The following is a 24747-nucleotide window of genomic DNA, read 5'->3' on the forward strand; positions in this document are numbered from 1 at the left end:
TCTGATGGATCCCCCACCATGCGCCTCGCGTTCGTCGCCAGCGAAACCAATGTTGCCCAGCAGGCGCGCCGAAAATTGGTGGATCGCTACGGCAATGTGCCGGTTACCGATGCGGAAGTGATCATCGCGCTGGGCGGCGATGGCTTCATGTTGCGCACCTTGCACGCCCATCGCGTGATCGGCGTGCCGGTCTACGGCATGAAGCTGGGCCGTGTCGGTTTCCTGATGAACAAGCACAACCTGGACGAGCTGCCCGAACGCATCGCGCGCGCGCATGCGGCAGAGCTGTTCCCGGTGGAAATGGAAGCGGTCGACGGTGACGGCCAGACGCACATCGCGCTGGCCTTCAACGAAGTGTCGTTGTTGCGGCAAACCAACCAGGCCGCGCACCTGGAGGTGAAGCTCAACGGCATCGTCAAACTTCAGAACCTGACCTGCGACGGCATCCTGGTTTCCACGCCAGCCGGTTCCACCGCCTACAACCTTTCCGCGCATGGTCCGATCTTGCCATTGGATGCCAACGTACTGGCGCTCACGCCGATCAGCCCGTTCCGTCCGCGCCGCTGGCGCGGCGCGATCCTGCCGCATCGCACCCTGGTGAGCCTGCGCGTGCTCGATCCCGGCAAGCGTCCGGTCAGCGCCACCGCCGATTTCCTGGAAGTACGCAATGTGCGCACGGTGGAGGTGCGCCAGTCCCCCGAACAGGGCGTGCGTTTGCTGTTCGATCCAGAGCACAATCTGGAGCAGCGCATCCTGGACGAACAATTCGCAGCGGACTAGTAGGTTGGGGTGCAAACCCCAACATTGCCATCTACCAAACGTCGCGACGTTGGGGTTTGCACCCCAACCTACAGGCTTTGCGCTAGATTGTTGGTTATGACCCGCCCCACCAAGACCGCCCACGATCCCGATGCCAGCAACGACAACCGGCTCGTCGTGGCCATCTCCTCGCGCGCATTGTTCGACCTGGGCGACAGCCACGCCTTGTTCGAGCGAGAAGGGCTGGATGCCTACCGTGGTTTCCAGATCGATCACGAGAACGAAATCCTCCAGCCCGGCGTGGCGTTTCCGCTGGTGCAAAAGCTGCTTGGCCTGAACAAGCTTGCCGGCGACGTGCCGCCGGTCGAGGTGATCCTGCTGTCGCGCAACTCGGGCGATACGGGTTTGCGCATCTTCAATTCCATCCAGCATTACGGGCTGGAAATCAGCCGCGCCGCGTTCACCAGCGGTGCGCCGACGTCGGATTACATTGCGCCGTTCAGGGCGGATCTTTTTCTTTCCGCCAACGCCGAAGACGTCGGCCGCGCGTTGAAAGCCGGCGTGGCCGCGGCGACGATCCTGCCTTCCACCGCGCCGCCGCGCGCCAGCGAACAATTGCGCATCGCCTTCGATGGCGATGCGGTGATCTTCGGTGACGAAGGCGAACGCGTCTCGCGCGAAGAAGGCCTGGAAGCATTCCATCGCAGTGAAACCGAGCTTGCTGAAAAGCCGCTATCGGTGGGTCCATTTCGTGGTTTTCTCAGCGCAGTGCATCGCTTGCAGGCGGCGTTTCCCGCGGAGAACTCGCCCATCCGCACCGCGCTGGTCACCGCGCGCTCGGCGCCGGCGCACAAGCGCGTGATTCTTACGCTGCGCCGCTGGGGCGTGCGTATCGACGAGGCGTTGTTTCTTGGCGGACGCGACAAGGGCCCGTTCCTGGATGCGTTCGGCGCGGACATCTTTTTCGATGATTCGCCGGCGAACGTGGAATCGGCGCGCAAGCATGTGGCGACGGGGCACGTGCCGCATGGGGTAAGCAATCCGTAGGTTGGGGTGCAAACCCCAACATCGCAGGTCGCAAGCATTACGGCGTTGAGATTCGCACCCCCAACCTACGTTCAAGGCACGGAGTGCCCTTTGCTTGCGGTCCAGATCGCGTACCAATCCTCGACATCGAGTTGCACGTTCAATGCCGCAACAGCATCGCGCAAACCATCGATGCGCCCGGTGCCGGTAATCGGATAGGGACGCGATGGATGCCGGAGCACCCATGCGAAAGCCAGCGTCGTCAGCGAAATGCCGTAGCGCGCGGCAATCGCGGACATTTCGGCGCGCACCCGCGTGGCTGGTTCATCCTCGCCCGTGAACAACTGTCCGCCTGCAAGCGGTGACCAGATCATCGGACGCAAGCCAAGTTGTTGCGCCTGATCGAGCGTGCCGTCGTCCAGGGCGTGCATCTGCAGCGGCGACAGCTCCACCTGGTTGGTGACCAGCGGATGGTGCTGATTGAGCAGCGCGAACTGGCTGGTGCTGTGATTGGATACGCCCCAGTGCGCCACCTTGCCTTTGCGGGTGAGCTGGGTGAATGTTTCCGCTAATGCGGCGGCATCCATCAGGTAATCGGGACGATGGACCAGCACCAGGTCGAGCTGTTCGGTATGCAGGTTGCGCAGCGATTGCTCCACCTGCGCGCTTACGTACGCCGCGCCGGTGTCGTAGTAATTGATGCGGTAAGGCTTTTGCGCGGAACGCAGGCGAATGCCGCATTTGGTCACCAGTTGCATGCGCCTGCGCAAATCTGGCGAGGCTTGCAGTGCTTCTCCGAACAGGCCTTCCGCGCGGTAGTCGCCGTAGATGTCGGCGTGATCGAACGTGGTGATGCCAAGCGCCAGGGCCTGCTCGATCCAGCGCACGCGTTCCTGCACACCGAGCTTCCATTCCGTGATGCGCCACAGGCCGGCGACGATCGGGGAGAGTTCAAAACGGTTGGCGTCGATGGTCATGCCGGCTCAGCGCTTGGAAGAGGAGGTTTGCGACGCATCGAGCCGGTCGGCCGACCAGCCGCCGCCCAGGTCGCCAATCAACGATACCGTATCGAGCAACTGTTTTTGCAGGATGCTCAACTGGTTCTGCTGCGCGCTCAGCTGGGTGGCCTGCGCGATAGCGGCGGTGGTGTAGTCCACGGTGCCGGCCTGGTATTCGTTGAAGGCGATCTGCGCGGCCTGCGTGGCATCGCGCACCAGCGCATCCTGTACGTGCGACTGCTGCGCCAGGATGCGCAGGCCGGAAAGATCGTCTTCCACGTTCTGCAGTGCACCCAGCACGGTACCGCGGTAGTTGGCGAGCGCCGCTTCGTATGCGGCCTTGGCGGCCTGCACGTTACCGTGGCGCGCGCCGAAGTCGAACACGGTTTCGCTCGCATCGGCGCCGAGCGACCACACATGATTGGCCACGTGCAAAAGGCCCGCGAGCGGCGATTGGCTGAAGCCGTCGCTCGCCGACAAGGTTAGATTTGGATAGTAGGCGGCGATGGCCACGCCGATCGCGGCATTCTGCGCCGCCATTTGCCGTTCGGCCACGGCGATGTCAGGCCGGCGCTGCAATAGGGTTGATGGCATGCCTGCCGGTGTCGCTGGCAATGTGGGCAGGCTGGTGCTGTGCGCAATATCCAGCTCTTCCGGATTCTTGCCGACCAGCACCGCAATGGCGTGCACGTACTGCGCACGCGCGATGCCGAGGGCGATCAGGCTGGACTGCGCGCTTTCCAGCTGCGTGCGCGCGGTAAGCACATCCGAAGGCGGCACCGTGCCTGCTTCGCCCTGGTTGGCGACCACGTGCAGGTATTCGGTATAGGCATCCACTGTCTTGCGCAGCAGATCGGCGTCGGCATCGGTCACGCGCAACTGGATCACGGCATTGGCCAGCGCTACCTGTTCGGACAAGGTGGCGTTGGCCAGTGTCGCCTGGCTGGCTTGCGCGGCCGCTTTGCTTTCTTCGATCGAGCGGCGCACCTTGCCCCACAGATCCGGTGCCCAGCTCACGTCGCCTTCCAGCGAACCGGACGTGCCGATGGCAGGACGCAGGCTGGCGCCGGTACTGCTTCCGCTTCCGGTACGCGACTTGGTGGCCGCTGCCGTGACGCCGAGTGTGGGAAACAGCGATGCGCGCGCGACCTTCACTTCGGCCTGCGCCTGCTGGTAGTTCGCATAGGCTTGCCGCACGGTCTGGTTGGAGACCGACACCATCGGCTCCAGCTCATCGAGCAGCGGATCGTCGAAAGCGGTCCACCAGTCGCCCTTGGGCGCTTCGGCAGCATCGGGCGCGGCAGTCGTCCAACCGGGCAGCTCCTTGTATTGCGCTGGCATCGATACTTGCGGGCGGTGGTAGTCCGGGCCGACCATGCAGCCACCGAGCAACAACGCCAGCGTAGCGGCCAGAGCCGCAGGCAAAGTCTTCATGTTCATGCACTCGCGTTCGATCGGTTCCATGGCAGGGTCTGCGACCAGCGCGCCAGCCGCGCGCGCAGGCGGTCGAGATAGAGATAGATCACCGGTGTCGTGTACAGGGTAAAAACCTGGCTGAGAATCAGGCCGCCCATCACCGTGATGCCCAGCGGCTGGCGCAGCGACGCGCCCTGGCCGATGCCGATCGCCAACGGCACCGCGCCGAGCACCGCGGCGGCGGTGGTCATCATGATGGGGCGCAGGCGCAGCACCGCGGCATCATGGATGGCGCGCATCGGTTCGTAGCCTTCATCGCGCTGCAGATGGATCGCCACGTCGATCATCATGATCGCGTTTTTCTTCACGATGCCGATCAAAAGGATGATGCCGATCATCGCGATGACCGAGAACGGCGTGCCGAAGATCAGCAACGCCAATGTCGCGCCGATGCCAGCCGACGGCAGCGTGGAAAGAATGGTGATCGGATGCACGGTGTTTTCATACAGGATGCCCAGCACGATGTAGACCGCACCGAGCGCTGCGAGAATCAACAGCGGCATGGTCGACATCGACTGCGAATACACCTGCGCGGCGCCGGCCGTGGCGCCATGAATGGATGCGGGCATGCCCATCTCGCGCATGGCCTGCTGGATCGCCGACAACGCGTTGCCCAGCGAGCCGCCCGGCGGCAGGTTGAACGAGATGGTGCCGGCCACCAGCCCATCCTGGTGATTCACCTGCGTGGCGGTGTGGTTGTTGGTGTAACTGAGCATCGCCGGGAACGGCACCATGGTTTCCGCCGCGGTGCTATCCGCGCTGCCGCTGGACGTGCCGCCCTTGGCATTGGAAATGGCGTTGGTCAGCTGATTGGCCTGTGCATCGGCATTGCGCGAGTTGGTGGTTGCGCTGCCGCTGGTGGAGGCGCTTACTGCCGAGTAGCTGGTTACACCTTTGACGATACTGGACGACATCTGCGTCTGCTGCGTGCCGGTGGGATTGCCAGCGGCCTTGCTGAAATACATGCGATCGAGCATCTGCGGGTATTGCCAGTATTTGGGCGCGATCTCCATCACCACGTAGTACTGGTTGAGCTGGTTGTAGACGGTGGACACGGTGCGCTGGCCGAACGCGTCATACAGCACGCTGTCGATCTGGTTCGGCGCAAAGCCGTAGCGCGCCATGGTGGAACGGTGGAACTTCACATAGGTCTGCAGGCCGTTCTGCTGCAGGTCGGAGTTTACGTCCTGCAATTGGCTGCGGTATTTGCCCAGTTCCGTCACCAGCTTGGGTATCCAGGTATACAGCGCGTTGGGATCGTCGCTGGTCAGCGTGTACTGGTATTCGGAAGCCGATTGCCGGCCGCCGATGTGCAGGTCCTGTGCAGCCTGCAAAAAAAGCTTCGCGCCGGAGATGGCGTTGAGCCGGGGGCGCAGGCGGTCGACCACCTGCGCCGCGGAAAGCTTGCGTTCGGCCAGCGGCTTCAGTTCCACGAACAGGTTGGCGCTGTTGAGCGCACGGCCACCGGTGAAGCCCGCCACCGAGGCCACCGCCGGATCCTTCTGCACGATCGATTGCAACTGCGCGAGCTTCTTTTCCATCGCCTGGAAGGAGATGCTCTGGTCGGCGATGATCTGGCCCATCAGGATGCCGTTGTCCTGCTCCGGAAAGAACGTGGACGGCAGCAGCTTGAACAGGAATACGTTGAGCACCAAGAGCCCGATCAGCGTCAAGCCCACCAGCCACGCGTTGTCGAGCACCGCGGTGAGCGATCGTGAATACGCCTGCTTGAAGTGCTCGAACTGCCGCTCGTACCACACCGCCCAGCGCGCCTTCGAATGCATCGCGGCGCCCGGGCGCAGCAGATAGGCGGCCATGGTCGGCGTGACGGTGAGCGAGATCACCATCGACAGCCCGATGGCGACCGACAGCGTCACCGCAAACTCGTGGAACAGCAGGCCGATGATGCCCGGCATCAATAGGATTGGCGTGAACACCGCAATCAGCGACAGGCTCATCGAGATCACCGTGAAGCCGACCTCGCCGCTGCCCTTGAGCGCCGCCTCGTGCACGTCCATGCCGTTTTCCACGTGGCGCACGATGTTTTCCAGCACCACCACCGCATCGTCCACCACGAACCCGGTGCCGATGGTGAGCGCCATCAGCGAGAGGTTGTCGAGGCTGTAGCCCATCAGGTACATCGGCCCGAACGTGCCGACGATCGACAGCGGCAACGCCACCGACGGAATCAGCGTGGCGCGCGGCGATTGCAGGAACACGAACACCACGCCGATCACCAGCAGCACGGCCATGAACAGCGAGCGTTCCGTATCGCCCACCGCGGCGTTGACCGATTGCGAGCGGTCGATCGCCACGCCGATGCGGATGCTGCTGGGCAGGGTCGCTTCCACCGCCGGCAGCACGCTGCGGATCTGCGTCACGGTCTTGACGATGTTGCTGCCAGGCGTGGGATACACGATCACCAGCACCGCCGGCTTGCCGTTGTACAGGCCCATGTTGCGGATGTTTTCGGCCGAATCCTCGACGTCGGCCACGTCGCGCAATTGCACCGGCGCACCGTTGCGATAGGCGATGACCAGGTCGCGGTACGGTGCGGCCTTTCGGATCTGGTCGTTGGAAGTGACTTCGTAGCGCAGGCCGTTCTGGTCAATGTAACCCTTCGCGCTGTTGGCATTGGCCGCGCTGATCGCTGCGCGCACGTCTTCCAGGCCGATGCCGTAGCTGTTCAACTTGTTCGGCTCCAGCTCCACGCGCACGGCGGGCAGGGCGCTGCCGCCCAGCGTGATCTGGCCCACGCCGTCGACCTGCGACAACTGCTGCTGGATCACCGAATTGGCCGAATCGTAAAGCTGCGCACGCGTAAGCGTGTCGGAGGTGAGCGCCAGCACCATGATCGGCGAATCGGCCGGGTTGTATTCGCGATAGGTCGGGTTGTTGCGCAAGGTGCTTGGCAGGTCGGCGCGCGACGCCTGGATTGCCGCCTGCACGTCGCGCGCGGCGCCGTTGATGTCGCGATTGAGCGCGAACTGGATGACGATGCGCGCAGAGCCTACAGTGCTGGTGGAGGTCATCTCGGTGACGCCGGCGATCGCGCCCAGGCGTTTTTCCAACGGTTCGGCCACGGTGGAAGCCATGATGTCCGGACTCGCGCCGGCCATGCTGGCCTGTACCACCACCACCGGATAAGTGATGTTCGGCAACGGCGCGACTGGCAGATGGAAATACGCCAGCGTACCGGAGAGCAGGATGGCGATCGCCAGCAGGGTGGTGGCGACGGGGCGATGGATGAACAGGGCGGAGATGTTCATGGCCGCCACCCATCACACCGATGCCGCGTAGGTTGGGGTGCAAACCCCAACATCGTCATGCCGATCGACATCGCAGCGTTGGGGTTTGCACCCCAACCTACGCGGGTTCCGCGCCAGGTCATGGCGCTCTGTCTCCTGCCGCCAGCGACGGCTTGCTATGGAACCGCTGCGCCAGCCGGTCGAAAAACAGATAAATCACCGGCGTGGTGAACAACGTCAGCAACTGGCTCAGCGTCAAGCCGCCGATGATCGCCAGGCCCAGCGGCCGGCGCAGTTCCGAACCGGTGCCGGTGCCTAGCAACATCGGCAATGCACCGAGCATCGCCGCCAGCGTGGTCATCAGGATCGGCCGGAAGCGCAGCAGCGAGGCTTCGAAGATCGCTTCGGCCGGCGGCTTGCCGTGGTCGCGTTCGGCTTCCAGCGCAAAGTCCACGATCATGATCGCGTTCTTCTTCACGATGCCGATCAGCAGCACGATGCCGATGATGCCGATGATGTCCAGGTCCGCGCCGGCGACCATCAAGGCCAACAGTGCGCCGATGCCGGCCGAGGGCAGGGTGGAGAGAATCGTCACCGGATGGATGAAGCTCTCGTACAAGACGCCCAGCACGATGTAGACCGCCACCAATGCCGCGATCAGCAGGTACACCTCGCTGGACAGCGAATCCTGGAACGCCTGCGCCGCGCCCTGGAACGATGAAGTGATCGATGGTGGCAGTTTTACCGCCTGCTCGGCCTGGTTGATCTCCTCAACCGCCTTGCTCAGCGATGCGCCATTGGCGAGGTTGAAGGAAATGGTTACCGACGGAAACTGCGCCAGATGGCTGATCGCCAGCGGCGACTTGGTCACTTCGATCTTGGCGATCGCTTTGAGCGGCACTTGGCCGTTGCTGGCGGTCTGGCTGGGCAGATACAAATCGCCCAGCGATTCCACCGTCGGCAGCATCGAAGGCTTGGCCACCAGGATCACGCGATACTGGTTCGACTGGTTGAAGATGGTCGACACGATGCGCTGGCCGAGCGCGTCGTACAGCGCGTTGTCGATGGTCGCGGGCGTGATGCCGAAGCGCGCCGCCAGCGGGCGGTTCACGTTGACGTTGACGCTCAAGCCTTCGTTGTTCAAATCGCTGGTGACGTCGGTGATTGACGCAATCTGCTTCATGCGCGCGACCAGTGCCGGCACGTAGTGCTGGAAGGCCTGCAGGCTCGGGCCGCGCAGTACGAACTGGTATTGGTTGGGCGAGACAGTGGTGTCGAGCGTGAGATCCTGTTCCGGTTGCAGATACAGCTTGATGCCCGGCACATGCGCGACTTCATCCTGGATGCGTCGCGCGATCTGTGCGGCCGTATCCGAACGATCGTCGCGCGGCTTCAGGTTGATCAGGAAGCGACCATGGTTGAGCGTGTTGTTGGTGCCGTCGATGCCGACGTAGGACGTGAGGTTGGTGACGTCCTGATCCTTGAGGATGGCCTCGGCCAGTTGCGCCTGCCGATCCACCATGCTGCTGTAGGAGACGGAGTTGTCAGCAATGCTGATGCCTTGCAATACGCCGACATCCTGCACCGGAAACAGGCCCTTGGGAATCATCACGTACAGGATCACGGTAATGATCATCGTGATCACGAAGGTGAGCAAGGTGGCGGTCTGGTGCGCCATCACGAAACGCAGCCCGCGCTCGTAGGCGTGCAACAGCTTGTTGAACAGCCCTTCGCTGATGCGTTCGAAACGGCTGGGATGACGCTCGGCCTGTGCGCGCAGGATACGCGCGCACAACATCGGCACCAGGGTAAGCGACACCACGCCGGAGAGCACGATGGTCACCGCGAGCGTGACCGCGAACTCGCTGAACAATCGCCCGATCACGCCACCCATGAAAAGCAAGGGAATCAGTACCGCAATCAACGATACGGTCAGCGACACAATGGTGAAGCCGATCTGTCCTGCACCGATCAATGCCGCGTTCAACGGCGTTTCGCCTTCCTCCAGATAGCGCACGATGTTCTCGATCATCACGATCGAATCGTCCACCACGAAACCGGTGGCGATGATCAGCGCCATCAGCGAAAGGTTGTCGATGGAATAGTTGAGCTCGTACATCATCGCCAGCGTGCCGATCAGCGACACCGGCACCGAAATGCTGGGGATGATGGTGGCGGGCAGGTTGCGCAGGAACACGAAGATCACCAGCACCACCAGCATCACCGCCAACACCAGCTCGAAAGCCGCATCGGCGACCGAGGCGCGGATCACGCCGGTGCTGTCGTTGACGATCGCTACTTGCATGCCGGCCGGCAATGTGGATTCCAACTGCGGCAGGATGCGCTTGATCTGGTCGACCGTGGCGATCACGTTCGCGCCGGGTTGGCGTTGCACGTTGAGGATGATCGCCGGCGTGTTGTTGTACCAGGCGCCCTGTTCGACGTTCTGTGCCGATTGAGTGACGCGCGCAACGTCGCGCAGGAACACCGGCGCGCCGTTCTGGTAGGACACTACCGTATCGAGGTAATCCTTAGGATCCTGGATCTGGTCGTTGCCGTTGATGGTGTAATCGAGCGCCGGCCCGTCGAAATTACCCTTCGGCTGGCTCACGTTGACATTGGCCAAGAGCGAGCGCAGGTCGTCGATGTTGAGCCCGTAAGCGGCGAGCTTTTGCGGATCAGCTTCCACGCGCACGGCCGGCACGTTGCCGCCGGATGGCGTCACCAGGCCGACGCCCGATACTTCGGAAATCTTGGTGCCGAGGCGATTGTTCGCGGCGTCCTGCAACTGCGTGAGCGACATCGACTTGGAGGTAACGGCCAGCGTCAGGATCGGCTGGTCAGCCGGATTCACCTTCGCATAGGTCGGTGGCGCGGGCAGGCCGCTGGGCAAAAGACTATTGGCGGCGTTGAGCGCTTCCTGCACGTTCTGCTCGGCTACGTCCAGATTGAGCGACAGATCGAACTGCAAGGTGATGATCGAGGCGCCGGCCGAGCTGCTCGACGTCATCTGCTGCAGGCCGGGAATCTGGCCGAGCTGCACTTCCAGCGGTGCGGTCACCGTGGTCGCCATCACGTCGGGACTCGCACCCGGATAGAAGGTTTGCACCTGGATGGTCGGGTAGTCGACGCTGGGCAGGGACGATACCGGCAGAAAGCGCATCGCCACCAGGCCCACCAGCACCAGCGCGATCATCAGCAACGATGTCGCCACGGGCCTGAGCACGAACAGGCGGGAAATATTCATCGGATCACACGTTGCCGGTCACGACGCAGAGGTGGAACCGGTGTTCTGGCCGGCGCCGTGCCTTCTTCCATTGCCGTGCGCCGCACCAGCGGATGATGGCGTGGCAGGCGCGCTTGCTGCGCTGGCTGGCTGCGCTTGCGCAACGCGGATCCTGGCACCGTCGCTCAAGCGATCCGTACCGTCCGTCACCACCGTCTGGCCGGCGGAAAGGCCGGAAAGAATCGCCGTGTATTGACCATCGCTCGGGCCTGGCGTCACCTTGTGCACCGAGACCGAATCGTCCGCATTCACCAGGAACACGTAATCGCCCGGCGCGCCGGTTTGCACGGCGGGCGTCGGCACCAGCACGGTGTTGCGCAGCGTATCCACCAGCAATTGCACATTGACGAATTCGTTCGGGTAGAGCTTCTCGTCGTCGTTGGCGAAGTTTGCGCGCAAGGTCACCGTGCCGGTGCTGGTCGCCATCTGGTTGCCCATGGCATACAGCGTGCCGGTAGCCAGCTGCCTGGTGTTGTCGCTGTTGTACAAGGTCACCGGCAGCTTGGCGCCGCTGTTGACGCGATCGAGCACCTTGCCCAGCGAATCCTGCGGCACCGTGAATTGCACGGTGGTGGGTTTCATCGTGGTGATCACCACGATGCCGGTGGAACTGGATGGCGTAACGTAGTTGCCCGGGTCCACCAAGCGCAGGCCGACCCGGCCGTCGACCGGCGCGGTGATGCGGCAATAGGCAAGATCCAGATCGAACTGCGCGATGTTGGCCTTGTCCGCCTTCACCGCGGCTTCGGATTGCTCGACCAGGAATTTCTGGTCCATGTACTGCTGTTCGGCAATCGATTTCTTCTGGTAGAGCTGCGTGTAGCGCGCCAGATCGGCGCGTGCCTGGTCGAGCGTAGCCTGATCCTTTGCCAGCTGCGCCTGGGCCTGTTGCTTGCTGATCTGGTACTGGCGCGGATCGATCTGTGCGAGGAACTGGCCTTTCTTCACATCCTGGCCTTCCTGGTAACCCACTTCGGTGAGATACCCGCTCAACTGCGGCAGTACCGTGACGGTGGCCAGCGGCGTGACCGTGCCGAGCGAACGGAGTATCTCCGGCATATCGCCCCGATGCGCGGTCGCTACGCTGACCACTTGCGCAGGCGCGCCAATCCTGGCCGGTTTTCTGTTGACGATATGGAATACCACGAGGGCGATCACCGCCACCAAGATCGCTAGCGCGATCCATAGGCCGCGTCGGCGGCGAGCGTATCCGGCTGTTCGCGGGCTGTCCGCACTCATAACCATCTCCAAATACCCGCTCCCGTGTTCACGAGAGCGCTTTCAATGATCGAAACGCATCGCGATCCAGGCGAACGGTGGCCGTCAGCGCGACGGTCGGAACAGTTGTAACGGCCTGTCGCGCGCGTGGTTGACATATTTCGGCGCGCCGCCGCGACCATCAATGTATTAGCGGGTTAAAACAGCAGGGTCTTCTGGGTCTGTCGATGGCATTGGCGTTGTGGTATGGCACGCTTGCATGCGGAAAGTGAAGATCGTGCAGTGCTACGCAGGCCGGCAATGTTGCCGGTGCGATCGCATGGCAGACGCTTGTGCAAGCTTACGCATTGCCGCGTAGGTTGGGGTGCAAACCCCAACATCGTTATATGCGCATATACAGCGATGTCGAGGTTCGCACCCCAACCCACGCGTTCAATCGCCAATCACGATCTTCTGCCGCCGCCACCATGGCGTCACTTTTTCTTCGCGCACCAGCGTGAACAAGCCAGCGCCCAGGATCATCACGATGCCGACCAGCATCGGCCAGTCGAGCCCGTCGCCGAACAGCCAATACCCCAGGCCGATGGCCCACAGCATCTGGCTGTACTGGGTGGGCGCCACGCGGTTGGCGGGGGCGATCAAGGTGGCGTACATCAGCAGCACGCCGGCCAGCGCGGCGAGCAGGCCGTAGCCGGCCAGCAGCAACCATTCGTGCAGATTCGGCCAGCGGAAATGCGGCAACATCATCAGGCCGCCGATGATCAGCGGGCCGATCACTCCCGCGCCATACAGGCTGATGCGTTTTTCATGCGGGCCGGCCATGCGCAGCGCTACCACCGAAGCGGCGGCGAACAAGCCGCACACCAGTCCTGCGACGTCGCCCGCGCCCAACGCGCGGAAGCCCGGACGCAACACCACCAGCACGCCGGCGAAACCCACAACCACCGCCGACCAGCGGCGCCAGCCGACATGCTCCTTCAAGAAAATCACCGACAGGACCGTCACGAAGATCGGCATCAGGAAGATCATCGTAAACACCTCGGCCATCGGCAGCAGCGTGAACGCCGTCACCGAGGCGATATTGCCGAAGGCGCCTGCCGCCGCGCGCACCCACCACAAGGACGGCCGCTGCGCCGTCACCACGTCGCGCCAGCGGTCGCCCTTGTCCTTGCTCATGATGAAGGGCAGGGCCATCAGCCCGAACGCCGCCCCAAAGAACACCGATTCATAAGGCGGCACCGAGCCGTGCAGCGACTTCACGAAGGCATCGCTGATCGCATAGGCCGCGAAGCTGGCGAAGCCAAGAAGAATACCTTTGATCATGCAAATTCCGGTGCGAAGCAGCTGGGCAGAACGTTGTGCGTGGGCGGATGCGCGGGTTCCGGCCATCCTGGTGATCAGGATCGGGGTTTGCCGCGCTGATGCAGCAGGATACCGGGCGTGAATGACAATTCCTAAGGAATTTTGGTGGTTGATCCAGGCTCGCGTCCTACATGGATCGCGGGCAAAGGCGGGCATCCTTCGACAGTCGGGTCGCCGAGGATGAATCCACTCCAACCGTGGCATAGGCCCAGCAGAGATTGCACGCAGGCTGGCGCCTCGCCGTCCTCCACGTAAGGAAACGACCGCCATGTTTCATGGACGAACCCGCATCGCCACTGCCCTGTTTGTCGCGCTGGCTGGCGCCGTTGCTCCCGCGCTTGCGGTGGAGGTGTCCGACTACTGGAACCTCGGCGGCGCGATACGCGCGCGCGTCGATCACGATGGCAGCCGTGGCATCCGCGAATTGGGCATCGACACCGTGATGCTCAACGCCAAGTACACCTCCGACAGCTGGCTCGGCGCGGCCGGCTACCGCTTCTACGGCAAGGACTATCCCTTCCAGTACACGCGCCGTTTCGGCGATATCAATTTTGCCGACCAGGCCTGGATAGGCTATCGCCTCGATGCCAGGCGTCATCTCGAAGTGGGCTTGAACCAGGTGCCGTTCGGGCTGCAGCCGCTGTTCGGCGACACTTTCTACGAAAGTCTGGGCAACGTCGTGGGCGTGGAAGACTTCAGCGAGATCGGCGTGAAGTATGTGCAGGCGCTCGATGGCTGGAATGTGCAGGCCGGCTATTACGCACGACCGGCATGGTCGGGGCAGGGCACCAGCCGTGGCAGCACCTACTCGATCGTGCTGACGCCGGCCGATCCTTCGGTGGAAGGCGGTACGCGCAACGTGGAACGCAACCTGTTCGCCGGACGTCTTGCCCATGACGTGCAGGCCGGCCAGTGGAAGGGCGAGGCGGGCGTTTCCCTGTTCGCGTCCACCTTGCGCAACCTGGATACGCAGCGAGACGGGCGTCGCCTGGTCTACGGCGCGCACTACGCCGGCAACAACGGACCGTGGGGTGTGAAGCTGCAATACGCGCGGCAGTTGATGACGCCGAAGAATCCGGACAGCAGCCAGCTGGTGACGCTCGGCGGCTTCGATGGCACGTTCAACCTGGCCACGCGCGGCAATCTGTATTCCGTCAACGCCAGCTACGCCATCCCGGGCAACCATCTCGGCGGCTGGGCGAAGGACATCACGCTGTATTCCAACTACAGCCGCTACCAGAAATCCAATCCGCAGTTTCGCGATACGCAGCGCTGGATCACCGGCGCATCGTTCTCGCTGAAGTTCCTCTCGGTGTACGTCGAATGGCTGGAAGGGCGCAACGACCCTTACATCGGTGGCAGCAATTACGCGCAAAGCCCGGGTGCAGGCGGCATCAACCGCTGGAAAGGGCAGCTCTACATGAACATCGGCTACTACTTCTGACCCTCGGCAGGGCGTGCTTGCCCATGCAATCGAACACGTGGGCGCTGCGCTGACACTGTTGGGGTTTACACCTCAACCTACGGGCGCCCTTTGCGCCAGCCTGGCAGCCCTGCTGCACCCCGTCATGACCGCCCTCAGGCGCCACGGCTACAATGTAGGGCTTCCCCGACCGTTCACGGAACTCCTATGGCAGCCCGCTTGAATCCGCTCGATCTGTACGACGTTCGTTCCCTGCTCACCGACGAGGAGCGCATGGTGCAGGACACCGTCGGGCGGTTCGTCGACGAAAAGGTACTGCCCATCATCGGCGACTGCTTCGACCAGGGGCGTTTCCCCGCCGAGCTGGTTCCGGAAATCGCCAACCTTGGCCTGCTCGGCGCCACCATTCCGGAAAAATACGGCTGCGCCGGCATGAACGGCGTGAGCTATGGGCTGATCTGCCAGGAGCTGGAGCGCGGCGATTCGGGCCTGCGCAGCTTCGCCTCGGTGCAGAGCTCGCTGTGCATGTATCCGATCTACGCCTACGGCAATGAAGAGCAGAAGATGCAGCACCTGCCCAAGATGGCGGCGGGCGAAATCATCGGCTGCTTCGGCCTCACCGAACCGCATGGCGGCTCCGATCCGGCCAACATGAAGACCAACGCCAGGAAAGACGGCGGCGACTGGGTCATCAATGGCGCCAAGATGTGGATCACCAACGGCAATCTCGCGCACATTGCAATTGTGTGGGCGCAGACCGACGATGGCATCCAGGGCTTCATCGTGCCCACCGACAGCAAGGGCTTTACCGCGCAGGAAGTGCACAAGAAGATGAGCCTGCGCGCGTCCGTGACCTCCGCGCTGTTCCTCGACAACGTACGCGTGCCGGATGCGCAGCGCCTGCCGAACGTGAAGGGCTTGAAAGGCCCGCTCGGCTGCCTGACGCAGGCGCGCTACGGCATTACCTGGGGCCCGATCGGCGCCGCGCAGGCCTGCCTGAAAGAAGTGCTGGATTACACGCAAGAGCGCGTGCTGTTCGGCCGCCCGCTGGCCGCCAACCAGGCGATCCAGCTGAAGCTGGCCGACATGGCCCGCCGCATCACCTCGGCGCAACTGATTTCGCTGCAGCTCGGCCGCCTGAAGGATGCCGGCAAGATGGAGCCCACCCAGGTGTCACTGGCGAAGTGGAATAACGTGCGCATGGCGCTGGACATCGCGCGCGATTGCCGCGACATGCTCGGCGGCGCCGGCATCACCGTGGAGCATTCGGCGATCCGCCATGCGTTGAACCTGGAATCGGTGATCACCTATGAAGGGACCGAGACGGTGCATCAATTGGTGGTGGGACGCGAGTTGACTGGCATCAACGCGTTCTGATCTTGGCGCCCTCTCCCCCTGCGGGGAGAGGGTTGGGGTTACGGGGCATTCTCGCGATAGAGCTCCATCGGAGCGAGATCAATGTAGCGGTTACGGCAAGCCTCGACCCCTCATCTCAATCCTCTTTCCGGAGGGGAGAGGGGGCGAGCGCGGCGCGCAACCTCAGTTGATAAGTGCTGGGAGCCAACCATGTCGATCCACGATATCCGCATCATCGAAACCGAACGCCTGATCCTGCGCCCGCCGATCCACGAGGATTTCGACGCCTACGCACGCAACATGGCCGACGCCGAAGCCGCCCATTTCATCGGCGGCATGCAGGCGCGCCCGGTCGCCTGGCGCGGCTTTCTCACCTTGGCCGGCGCCTGGATGATCCAGGGCTATTCGATGTTTTCGGTGATCGAGAAAGCCACCGGCCGCTGGATCGGCCGGCTTGGGCCCTGGCAGCCGGAAGGCTGGCCGGGCACCGAAGTCGGCTGGGGCCTGGTGCGCGAGGCCTGGGGCAAGGGCTATGCCTACGAGGGCGCCGTCGCGGCCATCGACTGGGCGTTCGAGCATCTGGGCTGGGCGGAAGTGATCCATTCCATCAACGCGGACAACGCGCCGTCGCTGGCGCTGGCCAGGCGCCTGGGTTCCCGCTTCCTGCGCCACTCCGGCCTGCCGGAGCCTTATCAGGACATCACCGTGGAAATCTGGGGCCAGACGCGGGAAGAATGGGCTCGACGCGCATGAAGCAGCTGAGCGCGGCCTTGTGCGAAGTGATCGCGGCCAGCGTGCCGCAGTTGCACGCGCATTGCCGCGATGAGTGGGTGGTAATCGGTAGCGCCTCTGCTGCACTGGCCGGCGTCGACGTGCAGGCGGCCGATCTGGATCTGTTGACCAGCGTCGCGGACGCGCAACGTTTGATCTCGCTGTGGCCGTCGCGCCTGGATGTTGATTATGTCCCCGCCGGTGCCGATCGCTTCCGTTCGTGCTTTGCGCGTTTCCAGTTTCCCGGCATGCCGCTCGAAGTCATGGGCGGGCTTGAACTGCACGATGGGCGCGGCTGGCAGGCCGTGCGCGTGCAGGATGTCGTCCACGTGAATGTCGCGGGTATCGAGGTGCCCATTCCCGCCCGCGACGAGCAGATTCGCATCCTCGAAAGCTTCGGCCGCCCCAAGGATCTTGCGCGCGCCGATCTTCTGCGCGCCTTGTGAAAACGCACGGCGCACCAAACCGATCATCGTAGAGAACCTCGCCATGTCTTCCAGTCCCATCGCCGCCCGCCACAAGGGCTTCAATCGCGCCGAGATCGTCGACCAAAACTTCACCGAGTTCGTGCGGCTGTGGCAAGGCGACGTGCATGCCAGGCCGGGCGAGCATGAATCGGTGCTGCCAGGCAGCGCGCTGGACGCGCGCGGATTTCGCGAACTGCTGGAATCGCAACTGATTTCCCGCCATCTCGATTTAATGGCGCGCGTGCTGCGCGTGCAGAACAAAGTGTTCTACACCATCGGCAGTTCCGGCCACGAAGGCAACGCAATGGTGGCGCGCCTGACGCGCTACACCGATCCGGCGTTCCTGCATTATCGCTCTGGCGGCTTCATGGCCGAGCGCTTCCGCAAGCTGCCGGACATGGATCCAATCATGGATTCGGCGCTGTCGTTCGCCGCCAGCAAGGAAGATCCCGCTTCAGGTGGACGCCATAAAGTGTGGGGCAGCAAGCCGTTGTGGGTGTTGCCGCAAACCTCGACCATCGCCTCGCATTTGCCCAAGGCCCTGGGCACGGCCGTCGCCATCGAGCAGGCGCGCCGTATCGGGCACGCGTTGCCGATTCCCAACGATTCCATCGCCATCTGTTCGTTCGGCGATGCTTCGAGCAATCATGCCACCGCGCAAACCGCATTCAATGCCGCCGCGTGGACGGCGTATCAGAAACTGCCGGCGCCCGTACTGTTCGTGTGCGAAGACAACGGCATCGGCATCTCGGTGAAAACACCCAGTGGCTGGGTGGCGAACAATTTTCAGCATCGTCGCGATTTGGATTATTTCTTTGCCGACGGCCTGGATCTGGCCAGCGGTTACGAGCAGGTGCAGCGCGCGGTAGCGCATTGCCGCGAAACACGCCGGCCGACGTTCCTGCATTTGAAGACCACGCGCGTGATGGGTCATGCCGGCACCGATTTCGAAATCGAATGGCGCAGCATCGAGGAACTGGTGGAAGTGGAAGCCTCCGATCCCTTGCTGCGTTCGGCGGCGATCGCGCTGGCATCAGGCCTGTATTCGAAGGGCGAACTGCTGGCCTTGTACGAAACTTTCCGCGAGCGCTGCTTCGCCGCGGCTGAGGAAGCCGATCGCCGTCCGCGCCTGCAAAGCCTGGAAGAAGTGATGGCGCCGCTCGCGCCTTACACGCCAAACCAAGTAAAAGCGGAAGCCGAGCGCTGCGATTACCAGGACCGGCGCATCGCGGTATTCGGCAGCGAAGACAAGCTGCCGGAAAAACTGCCGCCGCGCCATCTGGCCATCCAGATCAACCAGGCCCTGCACGACCTGATGGCGAAGTATCCTCAATCGCTGCTGTTCGGCGAGGACGTGGCGCAGAAGGGCGGCGTGTATACCGTCACCAAGGGCCTGCACAAGGCCTTCAAGGGCAACCGCGTGTTCAACACGCTGCTGGATGAAACGATCATCCTCGGACTTGCGCAGGGCTACGCCAACATGGGCATGCTGCCGATTCCGGAGATCCAGTACCTGGCGTATTTCCACAACGCCTGCGACCAGATCCGCGGTGAAGCGGCGTCGCTGCAGTTCTTCTCCAACGGCCAGTTCCGCAATCCGCTGGTGATGCGCGTGGCCTCGCTCGGCTATCAGCGCGGTTTCGGCGGGCATTTCCACAACGACAACTCGATCGCCGCATTGCGCGATATCCCCGGCCTGGTCGTCGGCTGCCCCAGCCGCGGCGACGATGCCGCCACCATGCTGCGCACGCTGATGGCGCTGGCGAAAGTGGATGGCCGCGTGTGCGCATACTTGGAGCCGATCGCGCTCTACATGACCAAGGATCTCTACGAACCCGGCGACAGCCAGTGGCAGTTCGCTTATCCCGCACTCGGCGAAGCGATGCCACTGGGCGAAGGCCGCGTGTATAACGCCGAAGCCAATGACCTGGTGATCTTCACCTTCGGCAACGGCGTGCCGATGGCTCTGCGTTCGGCGCGCACCATCGAAAAGGAACTGGGCTGGAAGGTGCGCGTGGTCGACTTGCGCTGGCTGGCACCGCTCAACGATGGCTTCATCGCCGAGCAGGCCAAGGGCGCCAAGCACATCCTGGTGCTGGATGAAGGCCGCAAGAGCGCGGGCGTGGGCGAGGGCGTGATCACCGCCATCGTGGAAGCCGGTTTTGGCAGCACGCCGCTGGAACGCGTGGCGGGCGCGGATACTTTTACACCGCTGGCAGGTGCGGCGTTTTTGGTGTTGCCGGGGGATGCAGATGTGGTGGCGGCAGCGAGGAAGCTTGCCGATAAACGCGCGTAATCATTCATATCACCTCAACGTCATTCCGGCGAAGGCCGGAATCTATCGCCAGTACGGAGCATGGATTCCTCGCTCCTCAAAGCCGAACACATCCATGTGTTCTCCCCGCGTACCGGCCTTCGCCGGAATGACGGTGAGGTGTGATTTGTCTTGTCGAGAGTCGTTGCGCCTTTATAAAAATCAAAGCGACGCTACGCTCTCCCCGGCGGATTGCGATTGGCATAAATCTCCGCCCGCCGCTCATACGCATGCACATGATTGCGCCCGTTGAGCTTCACGAAATACATCGCCTGGTCCGCGCGTTCGATCATCGATTCCAACGTATCGCCCATGCTGCGCATCGCCAGGCCGATGCTTACGCTCAAGCGGAAATCCTCGTGATCCACCGGGATTTCCAGGCGATGCACGCGCCGGCATAGGCGCGTGGCCACCTGCATGGCCTGGTCCTGGGTGACGTCGTGCAGCATGGCGACGAATTCCTCGCCGCCGTAACGGCCAAGCAGATCGGTGGGGCGCAGTTCGCTGCCTAGCACCTGCGCCACGGTCACCAGCGCGCGGTCGCCGGCCGCATGGCCGCGCAGGTCGTTCAAGGTCTTGAAGTAGTCCAGGTCCAGAAACAGCAGGGCGATCGAGCGATCCGAACCGGCCGCATCGGTGAGCAGGCGCGTGGCCGCTTCTGTCCATGCGCGCCGGTTGAGGATGTTGGTGAGCGGATCGCGGTCGGCCAGTACGCGAACATGGTCGCGATCGTGGCGCATGGTAAGCGCGCGATCGGCCAGGCCCAGCGATAGCACGATCGCCTCGAACGCGCCCATCGCGATGCTGGCGTCGTTGAGCCAGTCCAGATTCGGCAAGGCGCCGGTGTCCTGCGCGCTGGTCAGCGCGGTCAGCAGTAGCAATGGCGTCCATCCGGTAAGAAAGAACCATGCCTGGCGCGAGCCGCGCGCGCCGGTGACGAGCGCGGTGAGCAACATAAGCAGGGCGCCGAGAATCAACACCGGATTGACCAGCGTTTGCGCCATTACCACCAGCTCGTTGATGCCGCTGCAGCGCATCAGCACGATCAACGGCATGGCGAAACCCAGCGCCACCACTGGCACGCGCAACGCTGGCGCATAACGCTGCACGTCGCAGAATCGGCTGATGAAGAGCGCCGCGAACGACACCGACAGCGCCACCGCCGACACACCTACCAGCACTTCGGAGCCGGCCAGCCAGCTGAAGCCGAGCGGATGGAACAGGAAGCCCGTCTGCACGCCTTGCACGATCACGTAGCAAAGCATGTAGCCGGTGTACCAGGCGAAGGTGACGTCACGCAGCATGATGGCGAAGCACAGCGCCATCACCGCCATCGCCATCATGATGGCGAAGCACGCCGAGGCGAACGCCAGCCAGGTGGCGTCCTCGCGCAAATAATCGTCGAGGTTCTGCAGCGCGAAACGTTCGGGCGCGGCCAGGGTGCCGCTGGGTTCGAATCTCAGCAAGATCGGCTGCAGCGTTTCGTCGTCAGGGAGTTGAAACGCCAGCCGCCCGTGGCCATGGAGGGCGCCATCGACGTTGTCCATCGCCAGCGTGTGAGCATGGCCCTGGTCGTCATACATGGTGACCGAGCCCAGCGGCGCGGGGTAGATGGTCAGGATGCGTTCTTCATCCTCGCTGCCGGCCGCATTCGGCTGCAGCACCACCCAACTGCCCAGGGCGTTGCGCGGAAACCGTTCGAGCAGCAAGGGATTGAACGGCTTGAACATGCCGTGCCGAAATGCGTCCATAGCTGACGCAGGCGTGTCCCCCCGCGCCACCTCGCGCCAGGCCCCGCCCGGCGGCAGCGGCGCGTAGGCGGTGGCGTGCGCCAGGGACAGCAGCAGGCAAAACACCAGCAAGACGGCCCACGGCCACCTTTGCAACAGGCAAGCTTTGCGTACTGCCTCCCCCGCCACCTCATTACCCCCGATCCATGAAGTGATCCTGCGCTTCCGTTTCTTTTTGGTTTTCGCTATTGCCGCGATCGGCAGGCTCTTCGATGGCCTGCTGCTCCCTTGATTCGAGCGCGGATGATTCCCTTGCGAACTTACTGCCCTGCTGGACCGTTGTCGCGTACCAGGGCGGTCATTCCCGCTACTCAAGCAGGACGCGTGCCAGCGCCCGGGCGACGCTTTTCACACTCGATTGCTTGCCGTTCGGGCATGTTGCGCGTGCATTAGGCAAGCATTCCGGGAGAAAGACATGACGGCAATCAAGGTGGCGGTACTGGTCGGCAGCCTGCGCAAGGATTCCTTCAACCGCAAACTGGCCAAGGCGGTGGAAAAGCTGGCCCCGCCGGAGCTGTCGTTCGAGCACATACGCATCGACAACCTGCCGCTCTACAACCAGGATTTCGACAGCGACTACCCGCCGGTCTGCCAGCAGCTGAAAGCGCAGATCAAGGCGGCCGATGCGCTGTTGTTCGTCACCCCCGAATACAACCGCTCGGTACCCGGCGTGCTGAAAAACGCCATCGACATCGCCTCGCGCCCGTACGGCAGCAGCGCGTTCGCCAACAAGCCGGGCGCGGTGATCGGCATATCAGTGGGCGCGACCGGCACCGCGCTGGCGCAGCAGCACCTGCGCAATATCTGCGCGTACCTGGACGTGCCGCTGATGGGGCAGCCGGAAGTGTTCTTGAAATTCAGCGACGGGCTGATCGACGATGAAGGCCATATCGGCGTCGACAGCACCAGGAAGTTCTTGCAGGGCTTCGTCGATCGTTACGTCGAATGGGTGAATCGCCACGTGCATGCGTAGGTTGGGGTGCAAACCCCAACGGTTCTCCACGCATCCGCGGCGTTGGGGTTTGCACCCCAACCTACATTAAGACGTCGCTGGCGCACCAGCGCCGCAATACTTCTCCAGCAACTGCCGCTGCACGTCATGCGGCGCTTGCCCATCGGCTGGAGCCATGCGCGCATAGCTGCCGTCGGTATGCAATTCCCACGCGGTGGTGTTGTCGGTGAGGTAAAGATCCAGCTCCTTGCGGATGCGCTGGCGCAGCTTCTTGTCCTCGATCGGGAAACCGGTTTCGACACGGCGATCCAGGTTGCGTTCCATCAGGTCGGCGCTGGCCAGGTACATGCGCTCGTCGCCGTCGTTGGCGAACCAGTACACGCGGCTGTGTTCCAGAAAACGCCCGACGATCGAGCGCACGCGGATGTTGTGCGAGACGCCGGGAATGCCCGGGCGTAGGCAGCACATGCCGCGCACCAGCAGATCCACCTTCACGCCGGCAATGCTGGCCTTGTACAGCGCGCGGATCATTTTCGCATCGGTGAGCGCGTTGATCTTGATGATCATGTGCGCCGGCTTGCCGGCCTCGGCGTGCGCGGTTTCGCGGGCGATCAACTCGAGCAGCGATTTCTTCAGCGTAAACGGCGCATGCAGCAGCTTCTTCATCTTCAAGAGCTTGCCCATGCCGGTGAGCTGGCTGAAAAGCCTGTGCACATCCTCGCACAGCGCCGTATCGGAGGTGAGCAGGCTGTAGTCGGTATACAGGCGCGCGTTGCCGCTGTGATAGTTGCCGGTGCCCAGATGTGCATAGCGCTGCAGTTTCTGGCCTTCGCGGCGCTGGATCAGCATCATCTTGGCGTGCGTCTTCACGTCCACCACGCCGTAGATCACCACCGCGCCGGCCTGCTGCAGGCGCTGGGCGAGACTTAAGTTGGATTCCTCGTCGAAGCGCGCGCGCAGTTCAACCACCGCGATCACTTCCTTGCCGGCGCGCGCGGCTTCCACCAGGGCGTCGACGATCTCGGAGGTGGCGCCGGTGCGATACAGCGTCTGCTCGATGGTGAGCACGGCCGGATCCTTCGCCGCCTGGCGCACCAGGTCCACCACCGGCGAGAACGATTCGAACGGATGCAGCAGCAGCACGTCCTGCTTGTTGATCACCTGGAACAGGTCTTCGGCCTTCTTCAGCGCCTTGGGAATGGCGGGCACGAAAGGCATGTATTGCAGCTGCGGGCTCTGGCTGCGCGTGACGATGCCGAACAGGCGCGTGAGATTCACCGGGCCGTTCACTTCGTACAGCTCTGCGTCGGTAAGGCCGAATTGCTTGAGCAGGTAATCGGTGAGCTTCTTCGGGCAGTTGTCCGCCACTTCCAGCCGCACCGCATCGCCGAAGCGGCGCGAGGAAAGTTCGCCGCGCAACGCGCGGGCGAGATCGTCCATTTCTTCCGGGTCGATGGTGAGGTCGGCGTTGCGTGTAAGGCGGAACTGGTAGCAACCGCGCACTTCCATGCCGGGGAACAACTCCTCGGCATGCGCATGGATGATCGACGACAACAGCACATAGTTCTCGCCGCCTTCGCACACGTCGTCGGGCAGGCGCATGATGCGCGGAAGCACGCGCGGCGCCGGCAGGATCGCCAGCCCCGAATCGCGGCCGAAGGCGTCCACGCCTTCCAGCTCGACGATGAAGTTGAGGCTCTTGTTGACCAGCAACGGAAACGGATGCGTGGGATCGAGGCCGATCGGCGTCATCATGGGCGCCACTTCCTGGCGGAAGTAGCGCTGCACCCAGCGCTTCTGCGCCGGCGACCAGTTTTCGCGGCGCACGATGCGGATGCCGTGCTGGTCCAGTTCCGGCAGCAGGCGTTCGTTGAGGATGGCGTACTGGCGCGCGATCTGGCGGTGCGCGATATCGCTGATTTCCGTAAGCGCCTGCTTGGGCGGAATGCCATCGGGCCCGACGATTTCGTGCCCGAAGGCGAGCTGGCTCTTGAGGCCAGCCACGCGGATCTCGAAGAACTCGTCCATGTTGCTGGAAAAGATCAGCAGGAACTTCAGCCGTTCCAGCAACGGCGTGCGCTCGTCCAGCGCCTGCTCCAGCACCCGGTTGTTGAACTGCAACTGCGACAGTTCGCGATGGATGTAGTGGCCCTTGTCGTTGAGGTCGACGACGGGAGCGGTTTCTACATTGGGCAGGGCGGCAGTGGCGGACATGGCGTCGGGGTCGTTGCGTTTGCTCATCAATGCATCATTCCGGTGACGGTCCATGGCGGCGTCGAGGGCCGAGTGTGCCATGGAGAC

At 63.0% G+C, this 24747-nt stretch carries 16 protein-coding genes; 8 read left to right on the forward strand and 8 right to left on the reverse strand.

Annotation, left to right across the window (positions count from 1 at the left end; translation table 11 throughout):
- The first annotated feature begins 18 nt into the window (after positions 1 to 18).
- Positions 19 to 780 carry an NAD kinase gene (locus ACTHNE_RS08885; protein WP_324940575.1) on the forward strand — a complete coding sequence of 254 codons (762 nt, stop codon included), beginning with the start codon at positions 19 to 21 and terminating at the stop codon, positions 778 to 780.
- 96 nt (positions 781 to 876) lie between these two features.
- The gene (locus ACTHNE_RS08890) at positions 877 to 1806 is read left to right on the forward strand and encodes a 5'-nucleotidase (protein WP_440269061.1); all 930 of its coding nucleotides are present in this window, start codon (positions 877 to 879) and stop codon (positions 1804 to 1806) included.
- Positions 1807 to 1877: 71 nt separating this feature from the next.
- On the opposite strand, the gene ACTHNE_RS08895 is transcribed toward ACTHNE_RS08890, so the two are convergent.
- The 6 genes from ACTHNE_RS08895 to ACTHNE_RS08920 form a co-directional block, all read right to left on the reverse strand.
- On the reverse strand, positions 1878 to 2762 hold the full coding sequence (locus tag ACTHNE_RS08895; protein WP_440269062.1) for an aldo/keto reductase: 885 nt from the start codon (positions 2760 to 2762) through the stop codon (positions 1878 to 1880).
- A 6-nt stretch (positions 2763 to 2768) separates the two neighbouring features.
- Positions 2769 to 4217, reverse strand: coding sequence for an efflux transporter outer membrane subunit (locus ACTHNE_RS08900; RefSeq protein ID WP_440269063.1), 1449 nt, complete (start codon positions 4215 to 4217; stop codon positions 2769 to 2771).
- Positions 4218 to 4219: 2 nt separating this feature from the next.
- The gene (locus tag ACTHNE_RS08905; protein ID WP_440269064.1) at positions 4220 to 7528 is read right to left on the reverse strand and encodes an efflux RND transporter permease subunit; all 3309 of its coding nucleotides are present in this window, start codon (positions 7526 to 7528) and stop codon (positions 4220 to 4222) included.
- Between the two features lie 118 nt (positions 7529 to 7646).
- Positions 7647 to 10754 (reverse strand): efflux RND transporter permease subunit, encoded by a 3108-nt coding sequence (locus tag ACTHNE_RS08910; RefSeq protein WP_440269065.1) that lies wholly within the window; start codon positions 10752 to 10754, stop codon positions 7647 to 7649.
- A gap of 18 nt (positions 10755 to 10772) precedes the next feature.
- Positions 10773 to 12032, reverse strand: a complete 1260-nt coding sequence (locus ACTHNE_RS08915) for an efflux RND transporter periplasmic adaptor subunit (protein ID WP_324940592.1) — start codon at positions 12030 to 12032, stop codon at positions 10773 to 10775.
- A gap of 411 nt (positions 12033 to 12443) precedes the next feature.
- On the reverse strand, positions 12444 to 13334 hold the full coding sequence (locus ACTHNE_RS08920; protein ID WP_324940594.1) for a DMT family transporter: 891 nt from the start codon (positions 13332 to 13334) through the stop codon (positions 12444 to 12446).
- 307 nt (positions 13335 to 13641) lie between these two features.
- On the opposite strand from ACTHNE_RS08920, the gene ACTHNE_RS08925 reads away from it, so the two are divergent.
- From ACTHNE_RS08925 to ACTHNE_RS08945, 5 genes are all read left to right on the forward strand, one after another.
- Positions 13642 to 14817, forward strand: a complete 1176-nt coding sequence (locus ACTHNE_RS08925) for a hypothetical protein (RefSeq protein ID WP_324940597.1) — start codon at positions 13642 to 13644, stop codon at positions 14815 to 14817.
- 186 nt (positions 14818 to 15003) lie between these two features.
- Positions 15004 to 16173 (forward strand): acyl-CoA dehydrogenase family protein, encoded by a 1170-nt coding sequence (locus ACTHNE_RS08930; protein ID WP_440269066.1) that lies wholly within the window; start codon positions 15004 to 15006, stop codon positions 16171 to 16173.
- A 189-nt stretch (positions 16174 to 16362) separates the two neighbouring features.
- Complete coding sequence (locus tag ACTHNE_RS08935) at positions 16363 to 16905, forward strand: GNAT family N-acetyltransferase (protein WP_440269067.1); 543 nt, start codon at positions 16363 to 16365, stop codon at positions 16903 to 16905.
- A complete protein-coding gene (locus ACTHNE_RS08940) occupies positions 16902 to 17369 on the forward strand; it encodes a hypothetical protein (protein WP_324939873.1) in 468 nt (155 codons plus the stop codon). Before ACTHNE_RS08935 ends, ACTHNE_RS08940 begins: the two co-directional genes overlap by 4 nt.
- A gap of 43 nt (positions 17370 to 17412) precedes the next feature.
- Positions 17413 to 19686 (forward strand): thiamine pyrophosphate-dependent enzyme, encoded by a 2274-nt coding sequence (locus tag ACTHNE_RS08945; RefSeq protein ID WP_440269068.1) that lies wholly within the window; start codon positions 17413 to 17415, stop codon positions 19684 to 19686.
- Positions 19687 to 19877: 191 nt separating this feature from the next.
- On the opposite strand, the gene ACTHNE_RS08950 is transcribed toward ACTHNE_RS08945, so the two are convergent.
- The gene (locus ACTHNE_RS08950) at positions 19878 to 21590 is read right to left on the reverse strand and encodes a sensor domain-containing diguanylate cyclase (protein ID WP_440269069.1); all 1713 of its coding nucleotides are present in this window, start codon (positions 21588 to 21590) and stop codon (positions 19878 to 19880) included.
- A gap of 319 nt (positions 21591 to 21909) precedes the next feature.
- On the opposite strand from ACTHNE_RS08950, the gene ACTHNE_RS08955 reads away from it, so the two are divergent.
- Positions 21910 to 22467: an NADPH-dependent FMN reductase gene (locus tag ACTHNE_RS08955; RefSeq protein WP_324939368.1), complete on the forward strand. Its 558-nt coding sequence runs from the start codon at positions 21910 to 21912 to the stop codon at positions 22465 to 22467.
- Between the two features lie 66 nt (positions 22468 to 22533).
- Here the strand turns inward: ACTHNE_RS08955 and ppk1 are convergent, their stop codons facing one another.
- Complete coding sequence (gene ppk1, locus ACTHNE_RS08960; protein ID WP_440269083.1) at positions 22534 to 24660, reverse strand: polyphosphate kinase 1; 2127 nt, start codon at positions 24658 to 24660, stop codon at positions 22534 to 22536.
- Between the last annotated feature and the right edge of the window lie 87 nt (positions 24661 to 24747).

It is taken from the genome of Dyella sp. (assembly GCF_051954575.1).
GTDB lineage: Bacteria > Pseudomonadota > Gammaproteobacteria > Xanthomonadales > Rhodanobacteraceae > Dyella_B.